Here is an 11969-nt window from a genome sequence, read left to right as displayed (position 1 = left end):
ACTTCCTTTCTGGTGGTGCTGCCTAGTTGCTGGTGGTGCCGCAGTGGCCGAGGCTGTCGCGGAGCTTGGTGACGAGCCGTACGAGTTCATGTACGTCGCGCTCGTCCCAGCCGCTGAGCCGGTCTGCGATGAGGTCGGTGAGCTGGTGGGAGGCGTTGTCGAGCAGGTCGCGCCCGGCGTCGGTGAGACGGAGGATGCGGGAGCGGCCGTCGGCCGGGTTGGGGGAGCGCTCGATCCAGCCCTGGTCGGCGACGCACGCCACGTGTCGGCTGGTCACCGAGATGTCCACGGCGAGCAGCTCGGTGAGCTCGCTCATGGTCATGTCGCCGTGTCGACGCAGCATCGTCAGCACCCCCGCGGAGCCGGCCGACAGCTCGGGCGGAAGCCTGCGTACGAGGCCCTTCCGTACGGCTCCGACCTCGCTGAGCTGATGGATCAGCTCCTGGTACGTCGCGTGCCCGATCATCATCCCTCCAAGTTGGTTGACTTTTACAACCATATGGAGGATAGGGGTCCAATGCAAATCCGGCAGGACCGGGCGTGTTGCTAGGCGACGGTGCCGCGGGCCGCCCAGGCCGTCGCGGTCACGGTGAACGGGCCGTTGCCGAACCGGCGCCGAGCGACCTCCTCGAGCGCGGTGCGCCCGGCGTCGTCGAGGGATTGCACGTAGTCGCCCGCCGGCCCGACGCCGAAGGTGTACGGGTCCCACCAGTCCTCGAACGTGGGGTGGGTGATGCGGACGACCAGGCCGCTCGGCTCGACCTTGCGGAGGCCGACCTTCTTGAACAGCTTCTCCAGGTCACCCAGCCGGGAGCCGGCGAGCAGGGCCTCGTCCTCGGCCTCCGGGTCGATCTCGTGCACGCAGGCCCAGAACGGCGCGACGGCACCGGTGTCGCCGTCCCAGACGCACGCCGCGACGGTGCCGCCGGGCCGGGTGACCCGGACCATCTCCCTGATCCCGGCCTCCGGGTCGGTCATGAAGTGCACGACGAGCTGGGCCAGCGAGACGTCGAACCAGTTGTCGGCGAAGGGGAGCGCCTCGGCCACACCGGTGTGCACATCGACCCTGGCCAGCTGCCGTGCGACCGTCTCCATGAACGGTGGCGAGGGGTCGATCGCGGCCACCAGGTGGGCCTCGGTGAGGGTCACGAGATGGCGGGTGAGCGTGCCCGGTCCACAGCCGACGTCGAGCACCCGCTGGCCCATGCTGACCCGGGCGAAGTTCGCGAAGTGGGGTGCGAGGGGTTCGGCGTAGCGGCCCATGAAGCGGGCATACCTCTCCGCCGCAACGTCGAACCCCATGCTTCAGGCTAGGTCCGCCGTTGGCTACGCCGACAGCCCCAAGTTCGGTATCTCCAGGCGCAGGCGCCCTAGTGCGTCGAGGGCGTCGTCGGGATCTCCGAGCGGTCGTCGGACCACAGCGTGTGGAAGGTGCCGTCCTTGTCGACGCGCTTGTAGGTGTGGGCGCCGAAGAAGTCCCGCTGGCCCTGGATGAGCGCGGCCGGGAGTCGGTCGGCGGCGAGCGAGTCGAAGTAGGCGAGCGCCGAGGAGAACCCCGGTGCGGGTACGCCGGAGGCGGCCGCGATCCCGACGACGCGCCGCCACGCCTCCTCGCCGGACGCGACCGCGTCGGCGAAGTAGGGGTCGACCAGCAGCGTCTCCAGGTCGGGCTTGGTGGCGTAGGCATCCACGATCCGGTTGAGGAAGCGCGCCCGGATGATGCAGCCGGCCCGCCAGATCTTGGCGAGCGCACCGAGGTCGATGTCCCAGCCGTACTCCTTCGCCCCGGCCACGATCAGGTCGAACCCCTGCGCGTAGGCGACCACCTTCGAGGCGTAGAGAGCCGCGCGTACGTCATCGACGAACGTGTCGGGGACCTCGGGCGCCTTCGGGCGTGCCCTCGTCGAGGCCAGCACCGAGGCCCGCATCGCGCCGCGCTGGGCCGGCTTGGAGGAGACCGCCCGGGCGAAGACGGCCTCGCCGATGCCGGAGACCGGGATGCCGAGGCCGAGCGCGTTCTGCACCGTCCAGACGCCGGTGCCCTTCGAGCCCGCCTCGTCGAGGATGACGTCCACGAGCGGCTGGCCGGTCTCGGCGTCCTTCTGGGCGAGCACCTCCGCGGAGATCTCGATCAGGTAGGACTCCAGGTCGCCGGTGTTCCAGTCCTTGAAGACGTCGACGAGCTGCTCCACCGAAAGCCCGCCCACCCGCCGGAGGAGGTCGTAGGCCTCCGCGATCAGCTGCATGTCGGCGTACTCGATGCCGTTGTGGACCATCTTCACGAAGTGGCCGGCGCCGTCGGTGCCGACATGGGTCACGCACGGCTCGCCCTCGGCCACCGCGGCGATGCTCTTCAGGATCGGGCCGAGCGTCGTCCAGGCCTCGGGCGAGCCACCGGGCATGATCGAGGGGCCGTTGAGTGCACCCTCCTCGCCACCGGAGATGCCGGTGCCGACGAAGTTCAGGCCACGCTCGCGCAGCTCGCGCTCGCGCCGGATGGTGTCGTTGAAGTTGGCGTTGCCGCCGTCGACGATGATGTCGCCCGGCTCGAACCGCTCGGCCAGCTGCTCGATCACCGCGTCGGTGCCCTTGCCCGCCTGGACCATGATGATCGCCGTACGCGGCGTGGCGAGCGTCGCCACGAAGTCGTCGATCGTCTCGGAGGCGAGGAAGCCTGCCTCCGGGTGCTCGGTGATGAGCTCCTCGGTCCGGGCGTAGGTGCGGTTGTAGACCGCCACGGTGTTGCCCTCGCGAGAGGCGAGGTTGCGGGCCAGGTTGGACCCCATGACGGCCAGTCCCACCACGCCGATGTTCGCGCGGCCATTGTCGTTGTTCGGCATCGTGCTCCTCGGTTGAGTCGGTGATGCCATTCAACTCTGCTCGTCAAGCAGCGGCGGTCGGCGGCTCGGCGCGGAAACGCGCCGGCCGTCCATCCACGCCGAGCACCTTCCAGGACCACCGCGTCAGCGGCGTACGCAGCCCGAGGTTGTCGAAGAGCATCCGGACGTCGGCGAAGAGATGACGGCGGAACGCGGCGGCCTCGGCGCCGGTGCCCCAGACCTCGCGGACGATCGAGTCGGGCAGTCCCATGAGCTCGCGGTCGGCGCGCGAGGGGATGATGATCGCGTCCGAGCCCAGCCGCATCGCGAGCGGGGTGAGGATGCCGAGAGCGAGGCGCGAGACCGGGTTGAGCGAGGGTGCGTGCTCCTCGAGCCAGGCGTGCGCGAAGCCGATGTGGCGGGCCTCCTCGGCGATGTGGATGGCCATGATCTGGTCCAGGAGCGGGTGGGTTCCGCCGGCGCGCATGGCCTCCTTCTGCACGTGGTCGATCGGCTCCTCGCCGGCGAGGATGATTGCGAAGAAGAGGGCGGGATAGAGGCCGCCGAGATGTCCCACGAGCGGGATGGTGCGCATCAGCCAGCCCGGTGCGCCCGCGACGTCGGGGCAGACCCGGTTGGTGAACTCCTGGAACATCTGGATGTGATGGGTCTCCTCGGTGAGCTCGTGCATGAAGTAGCGGAACTCGGGGTCGCCGTTGTCGACGCCCATCAGGAACTGGGTGCCGCCGAGGAGGAGCAGCTGCTCGAACTGGGAGCCGGTCTTCACCATGGCGGTGAGCCGGTGCCGGCCGACCTCGATCTGCCGTGCCTTGGGCAGCGACTGGTACCACGGGTGGGCGCCGAGCGGGTCGAGCGTGGGCAGGATCCACCGCTCGTCGTCCTCGGACAGGGCCATCTCGGGCGCGTCCCAGGTGACGTCCTTGAAGGCGTTGAAGTACATCTCGACCGACGCCTCGGACAACGTACGCAGCGTCTCGTCGTACTCCCTGCGCGGCTCGGGCCTGGTCGGCGTGATCATCCGGACCGGGGTGCCGGCGACCGCACCCACGTAGCCACCGATCGAGCGAAGTGTCTGCACAACCATCCGAGCCTCCTTGCACGACGTTGATACGTCCTCAAGGTACATGGGATTTGTGTACCAGGAAACAGGTTCGGCCCGCGTGTTCCGCTCAGCAGATCTCGGCGGCGAGGGCCTTCCGGACGCCGGCGACGAGGTCCTCCGGCGTCCTGGCCGGGCGGTCGAAGGTGGTGCGTGCGCTGTGCGCCCCGCCCTCGTCGACCCACTGGAACTCGAAGCCTTCGGCGCAGAGCCCGGTGATCTGGGCGGCGAGGATCGTGTCGACCGGGATGTAGGAACGGGTCGCGACCGCCTCGCGGAGCTCGTTTCCGTGGTGGTTGTTGAGATGGTCCTGGTTGCGGTGGAGCACGCCGTCGTTGAGGTCGAGGTCGCGGTCGGTGAAGGCGTCGAGGGGGATCGGGACGGCCTCGCCGGTGCGGCGGACGAGCATCACGTTGGAGACGTCCATGACGACCTCCTCCCACTCCGTCTCGCAGCACGTGCAGGCATCGGTACGCAGCCACCTCAGGCTCCCGGTCAGGCGGACCGCCTCGCCGTTGCCGAGCACGCCTTGGAGGACCAGCACGACATGGCTGCCGCGGCGCCCGGCGTACGCCATCCGCTGCTCGGGCGGGCACAGGAAGGTCGGGCGGCCGCCGTCGTCGGCGAAGCCCTGCATCTCCAGCTCCTCCATCGAGTAGGGGATGCCGTCGATCACCACGCTGCCGCCGCGGGGGCATGACAGGATGCTGCGGGCAAGGCTGGCGGTCGAATCCATGGCACCTCCTATTTAGGTAAGGCTTACCTAAACACGACTACGGCTGATCGAGCAAGAGTTGCTGCTCACATCGTGAGGGCGATCCCTACCCAATCCCGGTGAGCGACGATCGCCGCCACCCGTCGCTGCCGGGTAGGCCCATAGCGTGGTCCTACTCTCTGAAAGCAGTCGACCATGGTCACTGAGCACACCGCCGCGTCCACCAGGATGCGAGCGATCGTCCAGACCAGATACGGCGACGCCGGCGACCTGCACCTAGACCGCATCGACGTTCCCGAGCCCGACGTCGACGAGGTTCTCGTCCGCGTCCACGCCGCCGGGCTCGACCGCGGCACCTGGCACCTGATGACGGGCAAGCCGTACGTCATGCGGATCGCCGGGATGGGTTTCAGGGGGCCCAAGGACCGGGTGCCGGGTCGCGATCTCGCGGGCGTCGTCGAGGCGGTCGGGTCCGCGGTCACGAAGTTCGCGGTCGGCGACGAGGTCTACGGCATCGGCCGCGGCACCTTCGCCGAGCACGCGGTGGCACCGGAGGACAAGCTCGCCCACAAGCCCGCTCGGCTCTCCTTCGAGCAGGCCGCAGTGGTGCCGATCTCGGCGGGCACAGCGCTGCAGGCGCTGACCGACCAGGGTCACCTCGAGGCCGGCCAGTCGGTGCTGGTCATCGGCGCGTCCGGCGGTGTGGGCAGCTATGCCGTCCAGATCGCCAAGGCACTCGGTGCCGAGGTCACCGGCGTCGCCGGCACGGAGAAGCTGGACCTGGTCCGCTCGCTCGGCGCCGACCACGTCATCGACTACACCCATGCCGACTTCGCCGACGGCGCCAACCACTACGACCTGATCCTCGACATCGCCGGCAACCCCGGCCTGTCCCGGCTGCGGCGAGCGCTGACCCCGACCGGCACCGTGGTGCTGGTCGGTGGCGAGCACGGCGGCAACCTCACCGGTGGCATGAATCGGTCCCTCCGGGCGCTCCTGCTCACGCCGTTCATCGGGCAGCGGTTCGCCATGTACGTCGCCAAGGAGCGCGCCAGCGACCTGGAGCGCCTCGCCGGCTTCCTGGAGGACGGCACCGTCGTACCGAGCCTCGGCCACACCTTCCCGCTCGACCGGGTCCCGAAGGCGATGCGTCTCCTCGACTCCGGCCGCGTACGCGGCAAGGTCGCCATCATCACGACCTGAACGTCCCGTCTCGGATTCGACAATCACGGATTCGAGGCACGCTCCATGAACACCATGGCCACCTCACCACCCGCCGGCACACGTGCCCGGCGTCTCGACACCGGCTCCCGGATGTGGGCCTCGCGCCTGATCGGGGCTCTGTTCCTGGCCGGGTTCGTCGTCTACGGAACAGGCTCGTTCCTCGTCACCTCGGTCCTCGACGGCGACGACTTCCTCGCCGGGGTCGGTGCCCAGGAGACCACTCTCGCCCTCGGCGCGTTCCTGATGATCGCGACCACGGCGATCGACATCGGCAAAGCCGTCATCTTCTTCCCCGTCCTGGAGCGCAACGGCAGACGTACGGCCGTGGCCTACCTGGCCACCATGGTCTTCGAGATGGCGATGATGACCGTCGGTGTGCTCGCGCTGCTCATGGTCATCCCGCTGGCCGACCGGGCAAGTGAGATCGGCGCCGACACCGCCCAGGCGCTCGGGTCGCTCGCGGTCGACGCGAACGAGACTGCGTACCAGATCGGGCAGCTCTCGCTCGCGTTCGGCGCTCTGTTCCTGTGTGCGCTCCTCTTCCGCACCGGTCTGGTTCCCCGGTGGCTGGCGGCGCTCGGCCTGCTCGGCTATGCGCTGCACATGCTGGGCTCCGGCGCCGAGCTCTTCGGTGCCCCGATCAGTCTCGTGCTCCTCATTCCCGGAGCCATCTTCGAGATCACGCTCGCACTCTGGTTGATCATCAAGGGATTCGACCCGGCTGCGTTCGACAGGCCGGCTCAGTGAGGCGCCATGCACGGTAGAACCGCGCTCATCACCGGTGGCACCGGTGGCATCGGGCGGGCGACCGCCATGGGACTGGGCCGGATGGGCGCTAACGTCGCGATCACCGGCCGTGATGCGGAGCGTGCCGAGGACGCCGCGCGGGAGATCCGCGAGGCCACCGGTGCGACGGTCCTCGTGTTCCTGGCAGACCTGTCCAGCCAGGCCGAGGTACGCCGGCTGGCCGCGGAGGCGCTCGACCGCCTGCCGACGATCGACGTGCTCGTCAACAACGTCGGGGGCTACTGGGACACCCGCCAGCTCACCGTCGACGGGATCGAGCGCACCCTCGCCGTCAACCACCTCGCCCCGTTCCTGCTGACGGAGCTGCTGCTGCCCCGGCTGAAGCGGAGTGCGTACGCCCGGGTGGTGACCGTCGCGTCCCAGGCGCACGCCCAGGGGTGGATCGACTTCGACGACCTCCAGGGCGAGCGCGCCTACTCCGGAGCCCGTGCCTACAGCCAGTCCAAGCTCGCCAACATCCTGTTCACCCACGAGCTCGCGCGGCGCCAGCCGAGGGTGACGGCCAACGCGCTGCATCCCGGCGTGGTGAGCACCGCCTTCGGCGCCGAGGACCCCGGGCGTACGCAACGGATCCTCGTCCCCTTCCTGAGGCCGTTCATGAAGAGCCCCGCCAAGGGCGCGGAGACCTCGATCTACGCGGCATCCGCCCCGGAGCTGGTGGGGGCCACGGGCGGCTACTTCGCCAACAGCAGGTCCCGGCGTTCCGCCCCACTCAGCTACAACCAGGATCTCGCCGCACGCCTGTGGCGGGTCAGCGAGGATCTCGTCAGAGTGCGCTAGGAACCGGCCGCTTCAGATCGTGAACTATCCGGCGGGTGGCGCCGTGGCTAGCGTCGAACGTGATCCGGTCGACCGACCGGACCTTCTCGGGCATACGAGAAGGGGGGATTCACCAATGACCGTCACCGACATCGACACCGACAAGCTGATGGCGTTCGTCTTCAGGGCTGTCGACGAAGTGGGTGCGACGCTCAACGCGGCTCTGGTCGTGATGGGCGACAAGCTCGGCTACTACCGCGACCTCGCGGCCCACGGGCCGTCCACGGCCGAGGAGATGGCCCGGCGTACCGGAACCGTCGAGCCCTACGCCCGGGAGTGGCTGCGCGCGCAGGCTGCCGGCGACTACCTGACCTACGACGCCGAGACCGACCGCTTCACGCTGCCTCCCGAGCAGGCCGTGGCGCTGACCGTGGAGGACAGCCCGGCGTTCCTGCCCGGCTTCTTCCAGATCGCCCTCGGGACCGTGCACGACACCACGCACATCATCGAGGCGGCCCGCATGGGGACCGGCGTCGCGTGGGGCGACCACGACACCGACGTGCACAACGGCTGTGAGCGGTTCTTCCGCCCCGGCTACAACGCCAATCTCATCCCGGACTGGCTGCCCGCGCTCGAGGGAGTCGTGCCGAAGCTGGAGGCGGGCGCGACCGTCGCCGACGTCGGCTGCGGCCACGGGGCATCGACGATCCTGATGGCGAAGGCCTACCCGCGCTCGAGCTTCGTGGGGTACGACGCCCACGGCCCGTCCATCGAGATGGCCCGCCAGCGCGCCGCCGACGCCGGCGTCGGCGACCGGGTGCGCTTCGAGGCGGCAACGGCCCAGTCGTTCGGCGGCGAGGGCTACGACCTGGTCACGATGTTCGACTGCCTCCACGACATGGGCGACCCGGTGGGCGCTGCCCGCCAGGTCCGCGCCAAGCTCGCGGACGGCGGCACGTGGATGATCGTCGAGCCGAAGGCCGGGGACCACGTCGAGGACAACTTCAACCCGGTCGGGCGGGCCTACTACGGCTTCTCGACGCTGCTCTGCACGCCGGGGTCGGTCTCGCAGGAGGGCGCCGCGGCACTGGGCACCCAGGCGGGACCCGCGCGGATCCAGCAGGTGACCGCCGATGGCGGGTTCAGCTCCTTCCGCACCGTCGCCGAGACGCCGTTCAACCTGGTCTACGAGGTTAAGGCCTGAGGCATTCGGGGCTGTCTGGTCACACGCTGACCAGGCGGTCCCGCGGGCCGATCAGAAGCCGATCGGCAGACCGGCGTAGTTCTCCGCGAGCCCGGCGGCGGCGTGCTCGCTGGAGGTCACCCAGCGCAGCTGGGAGAGCTGGAGCTGGGTGTCGAACGGGTCTTCAGCGGTGTGCAGCATCGTGGTCATCCACCAGGAGAAGTGGGTGCAGCGCCAGACGCGGCGCAGCGCCGTCTCGGAGTAGTCGTCGGCCAGTCGCGGGTCGCCCTTGAGCAGCGCGGCGAGCGCGGGCGCCAGCAGCGCGACGTCCGCGACCGCGAGGTTGAGTCCCTTGGCGCCGGTCGGCGGGACGATGTGGGCGGCGTCGCCGGCCAGGAAGAGCCTGCCGTGGCGCATCGGCGTGGAGACGTGCGAGCGCATCGGGAGGACGCTGCGGTCGGTGATCCGGCCCGGCTGCAGGCTCCAGCCGTTCTGGCCGTGGCCGAGCCGCGCGGCGAGCGCGTCCCAGATCTGGTCGTCGGACCAGGTCGCCGGGTCGGTGCCGTTGGGCACCTGGAGGTAGAACCGCGACACGCTCTCCGAGCGCATCGAGTGCAGTGCGAAGCCGTCGGGGTGCCAGGCGTAGATGAGCTCGTCGGTCGAGGGCGCGACGTCGGCGAGGATGCCGAACCAGCTGTAGGGGTAGGTGCGGTCCCAGCTCTCCCGGGCCGGGATCGCGGCGCGGCTGGGGCCGAAGGAGCCGTCACAGCCGACGATGACATCCGCCCGGATCCGCTGGGGGAGCCCGGCGGCGTCGGTGAAGGTCACCGACGGCAGGTCGGACTCGATGTCGTGCAGCGCGGTGTCGCTGACCTCGTAGTGGACGACCTGCCCGGCGGCGCGCCGGGCGTCGATCAGGTCCTTCTGGACCTCGGTCTGGCCGTAGACGTAGACCGCCCGGCCGACCAGGTCGACGAAGTCGAGGTGATGGCGCTCCTCGGGCCACTGCAGGTAGATCCCGCGGTGCTTGTCGGCGTCGCGGGCCAGCCGGTCGCCGAGACCGACCTCGGTGAGCAGATCGACGCTCGACTGCTCCAGGATCCCAGCGCGGATGCGGGCCGCGACGTACTCCTCCGACCGGGTCTCGACCACGACCGAGTCGACTCCGTCGGCGGCGAGGAGATGGCTCAGCAGCATCCCCGCGGGGCCGGCGCCGACGATCACAACCTGCGTACGTTCTTCTGCCATGGGGGTGAGTCAACTCCTGTTCGGGCGGCCGCCGCCAGAGCGCTCTTCCACTGAATGGAAAGCGCGCCGCTGGGTGGATTCCCAAATAGCGCGGACGGGCTCTTGTGTCCGTGCCAACTCGTCCCTACGGTCGAGGCACCCCGATTGTGACCCGAGTCACAAACCACAGAAGGAGCGCCCCGATGCCCGACGTCCTCGCCGACCGCGCCGCCATCGAGTCCCAGATCGGCGACCAGACCATGGTCGACGTACTCACCAAGGTGGTCGCTGACCGTGGCTCCGAGCCGGCCTTCTCCGACCGGCACACCGCCGACGGCACGGGCTGGCGCACCCTGACGTGGGGCGAGCTGCACCAGCGTGCCCGCGAGCTGGCAGCCGCCTACATCGCCGCCGGGCTCCAGCCGGGGGAGTCGGTCGCGATCATGGCCGCGAACCGCATCGAGCACGTCGTCGCCGACATGGCCACGGTGCTCGCCGGCGGTGTCCCGATCAGCATCTACAACACTCTCGCGCCCGACCAGGTCGGCTACGTCGCCCAGCACGCCGACCCGCGGATCGTCGTGCTCGAGACCGACGACCACGTCGCCCGCTGGGCGCTCGGGCTCAAGCGCGAGGAGGTCGTACGCGTCGTCACCATCGACACCGCCGTGGAAGGCGACCCGCGGGCGGTCGCTTGGGACGACTTCGTGGCCTCGGGTGCAGCGGCGCTGGCCGAGGTCGGCGAGGAGCTGGACGCACGCAGTGCCGCGGTGACCCCCGACGACACCGTCACGATGCTCTACACCTCGGGCACGACCGGGCAGCCGAAGGGCGTGGTGCTCACCCACCGCAACATCGTCTTCGAGACGACCAGCTCGCTGACGGTCTCCGGCGTCGAGGAGCCGGGGGTGCTCGTCTCCTACCTGCCGTTCGCGCACATCGCCGAGCGGGTGCTCAGCCTCTACATCCCGCAGTTCAACGGCGGCCACGTCTACCTGGTCCAGGACCCGGCACTGCTGCTCGGCACCCTCCAGGAGGTGCACCCGACCAGCTTCTTCGGGGTGCCGCGGGTCTGGGAGAAGATCCGCACCGGCGTCACCGCGCTGCTCGCCGCCGAGACCGACGAGACCAAGAAGGCCGGTGTCGAGAAGGCGATGGCGGTCGGGCTGGCCTATGTGGAGTCGCAGCAGTTCGGGCGGACCACCTCACCCGAGCTCCAGGCACAGTTCGAACAGGTCGACGCGGCGGTCCTGTCGACGATGCGCGCACTGCTCGGTCTCGACAAGGTCGAGTGGGCGGCCAGCGCGGCCGCGCCGATGCCGATCGAGGTGGCGAAGTTCTTCGCCGGCCTGGGACTGAAGATCTACGACGTCTACGGCATGACCGAGACCACCGGGGCGGCCACCGGCAACGGGCCGGAGGCCTTCCGGCTCGGCACCGTCGGCCGCGCCCAGCCCGGGATCGAGCTGCGCATCGCCGATGACGGCGAGATCCTGTTCCGGGGCCCGATCATGACCCCGGGCTACGTGGGCCGACCCGACGCCACCGCCGCGCTCTTCGACTCCGAGGGCTGGCTGCACACCGGCGACATCGGCTCGCTCGACGAGGACGGCTTCCTCACCGTGGTCGACCGCAAGAAGGAGATGATCATCAACTCCGCGGGCAAGAACATCGCGCCCTCCAACATCGAGAACCTCCTCAAGGAGAGCCCGCTCGTCGGCCACGCGATGGTGGTCGGTGACGGCCGTTCGTACGTCGTCGCCGTCCTCACCCTCGACGGCGAGATCGCTCCCGTGGTCGCTCAGAAGCTCGGCGTCGAGGCCGGCTCGCTCGCCGAGCTGGCCCAGCACCCGGTTATCCGGGGCGCCGTCGCCAAGGCCGTCGACGCCGCCAACGCCCGCCTCTCCCGCCCCGAGCAGGTCAAGGCCTTCGAGCTGCTCAGCCAGGAGTGGACCGCCGAGTCCGAGGAGCTCACCCCGACCCTGAAGCTCAAGCGGCGCGTGGTGAGCAAGAAGTACGCCGACATCATCGACGGGCTCTACGCCGCGCAGGAGTGAGTGCTGCCGCTCGCCGCAGGTAGTCCGGGACGATCCGGTCCGTTACTCATGGGTAGAT

11 protein-coding genes are annotated in these 11969 nt (G+C 69.6%); 5 read left to right on the top strand and 6 right to left on the bottom strand.

Going from position 1 to position 11969, the window contains the following annotated elements; translation table 11 throughout:
• Nucleotides 1–22 precede the first annotated feature (22 nt).
• The 5 genes from ABZU72_RS12815 to ABZU72_RS12795 all read right to left on the bottom strand — a co-directional run bounded on the left by ABZU72_RS12815 (nucleotide 23) and on the right by ABZU72_RS12795 (nucleotide 4675).
• Nucleotides 23–466 (bottom strand): MarR family winged helix-turn-helix transcriptional regulator, encoded by a 444-nt coding sequence (locus ABZU72_RS12815; RefSeq protein ID WP_355019228.1) that lies wholly within the window; start codon nucleotides 464–466, stop codon nucleotides 23–25.
• Between the two features lie 80 nt (nucleotides 467–546).
• Entirely contained in the window at nucleotides 547–1302 is a 756-nt protein-coding gene (locus tag ABZU72_RS12810) for a class I SAM-dependent methyltransferase (RefSeq protein ID WP_355019227.1), read from the bottom strand.
• Nucleotides 1303–1370: 68 nt separating this feature from the next.
• On the bottom strand, nucleotides 1371–2840 hold the full coding sequence (gndA, locus tag ABZU72_RS12805) for an NADP-dependent phosphogluconate dehydrogenase (protein WP_355019226.1): 1470 nt from the start codon (nucleotides 2838–2840) through the stop codon (nucleotides 1371–1373).
• 43 nt (nucleotides 2841–2883) lie between these two features.
• Nucleotides 2884–3924, bottom strand: a complete 1041-nt coding sequence (locus ABZU72_RS12800) for a diiron oxygenase (RefSeq protein ID WP_355019225.1) — start codon at nucleotides 3922–3924, stop codon at nucleotides 2884–2886.
• An 85-nt stretch (nucleotides 3925–4009) separates the two neighbouring features.
• On the bottom strand, nucleotides 4010–4675 hold the full coding sequence (locus ABZU72_RS12795; RefSeq protein ID WP_355019224.1) for a DUF2470 domain-containing protein: 666 nt from the start codon (nucleotides 4673–4675) through the stop codon (nucleotides 4010–4012).
• Between the two features lie 174 nt (nucleotides 4676–4849).
• Between ABZU72_RS12795 and ABZU72_RS12790 the strand changes: the two genes are divergently transcribed.
• The 4 genes from ABZU72_RS12790 (at nucleotide 4850) to ABZU72_RS12775 (ending at nucleotide 8648) form a co-directional block, all read left to right on the top strand.
• Nucleotides 4850–5857, top strand: a complete 1008-nt coding sequence (locus tag ABZU72_RS12790) for an NAD(P)-dependent alcohol dehydrogenase (RefSeq protein ID WP_355019223.1) — start codon at nucleotides 4850–4852, stop codon at nucleotides 5855–5857.
• Nucleotides 5858–5902: 45 nt separating this feature from the next.
• Nucleotides 5903–6625, top strand: coding sequence for a DUF4386 domain-containing protein (locus tag ABZU72_RS12785; protein WP_355019222.1), 723 nt, complete (start codon nucleotides 5903–5905; stop codon nucleotides 6623–6625).
• A 6-nt stretch (nucleotides 6626–6631) separates the two neighbouring features.
• Nucleotides 6632–7465, top strand: a complete 834-nt coding sequence (locus ABZU72_RS12780) for an SDR family NAD(P)-dependent oxidoreductase (RefSeq protein WP_355019221.1) — start codon at nucleotides 6632–6634, stop codon at nucleotides 7463–7465.
• Nucleotides 7466–7580: 115 nt separating this feature from the next.
• Complete coding sequence (locus tag ABZU72_RS12775) at nucleotides 7581–8648, top strand: class I SAM-dependent methyltransferase (RefSeq protein ID WP_355019220.1); 1068 nt, start codon at nucleotides 7581–7583, stop codon at nucleotides 8646–8648.
• 51 nt (nucleotides 8649–8699) lie between these two features.
• On the opposite strand, the gene ABZU72_RS12770 is transcribed toward ABZU72_RS12775, so the two are convergent.
• Complete coding sequence (locus ABZU72_RS12770; RefSeq protein ID WP_355019219.1) at nucleotides 8700–9875, bottom strand: 4-hydroxybenzoate 3-monooxygenase; 1176 nt, start codon at nucleotides 9873–9875, stop codon at nucleotides 8700–8702.
• Nucleotides 9876–10057: 182 nt separating this feature from the next.
• On the opposite strand from ABZU72_RS12770, the gene ABZU72_RS12765 reads away from it, so the two are divergent.
• Nucleotides 10058–11911, top strand: a complete 1854-nt coding sequence (locus tag ABZU72_RS12765; RefSeq protein WP_355019218.1) for an AMP-dependent synthetase/ligase — start codon at nucleotides 10058–10060, stop codon at nucleotides 11909–11911.
• Nucleotides 11912–11969: the final 58 nt, after the last annotated feature.

This window comes from Nocardioides sp. NPDC004968 (assembly GCF_040608935.1).
Taxonomy (GTDB): Bacteria; Actinomycetota; Actinomycetes; order Propionibacteriales; family Nocardioidaceae; genus Nocardioides.
The sequence above is the reverse complement of the archived record's forward strand: the minus strand, read 5'-3'. Positions and strand labels throughout refer to the sequence as shown.

Excerpts from the sequence above, each read along its gene's own strand:
- ABZU72_RS12790 (WP_355019223.1), top strand. The coding sequence starts at position 4,850 with ATGGTCACTGAGCACACCGCCGCGTCCACCAGGATGCGAGCGATCGTC.
- ABZU72_RS12795 (WP_355019224.1), bottom strand. The coding sequence starts at position 4,675 with ATGGATTCGACCGCCAGCCTTGCCCGCAGCATCCTGTCATGCCCCCGC.
- ABZU72_RS12785 (WP_355019222.1), top strand. The coding sequence starts at position 5,903 with ATGAACACCATGGCCACCTCACCACCCGCCGGCACACGTGCCCGGCGT.
- ABZU72_RS12780 (WP_355019221.1), top strand. The coding sequence starts at position 6,632 with ATGCACGGTAGAACCGCGCTCATCACCGGTGGCACCGGTGGCATCGGG.
- ABZU72_RS12775 (WP_355019220.1), top strand. The coding sequence starts at position 7,581 with ATGACCGTCACCGACATCGACACCGACAAGCTGATGGCGTTCGTCTTC.
- gndA (WP_355019226.1), bottom strand. The coding sequence starts at position 2,840 with ATGCCGAACAACGACAATGGCCGCGCGAACATCGGCGTGGTGGGACTG.
- ABZU72_RS12765 (WP_355019218.1), top strand. The coding sequence starts at position 10,058 with ATGCCCGACGTCCTCGCCGACCGCGCCGCCATCGAGTCCCAGATCGGC.
- ABZU72_RS12810 (WP_355019227.1), bottom strand. The coding sequence starts at position 1,302 with ATGGGGTTCGACGTTGCGGCGGAGAGGTATGCCCGCTTCATGGGCCGC.
- ABZU72_RS12815 (WP_355019228.1), bottom strand. The coding sequence starts at position 466 with ATGATCGGGCACGCGACGTACCAGGAGCTGATCCATCAGCTCAGCGAG.
- ABZU72_RS12800 (WP_355019225.1), bottom strand. The coding sequence starts at position 3,924 with ATGGTTGTGCAGACACTTCGCTCGATCGGTGGCTACGTGGGTGCGGTC.
- ABZU72_RS12770 (WP_355019219.1), bottom strand. The coding sequence starts at position 9,875 with ATGGCAGAAGAACGTACGCAGGTTGTGATCGTCGGCGCCGGCCCCGCG.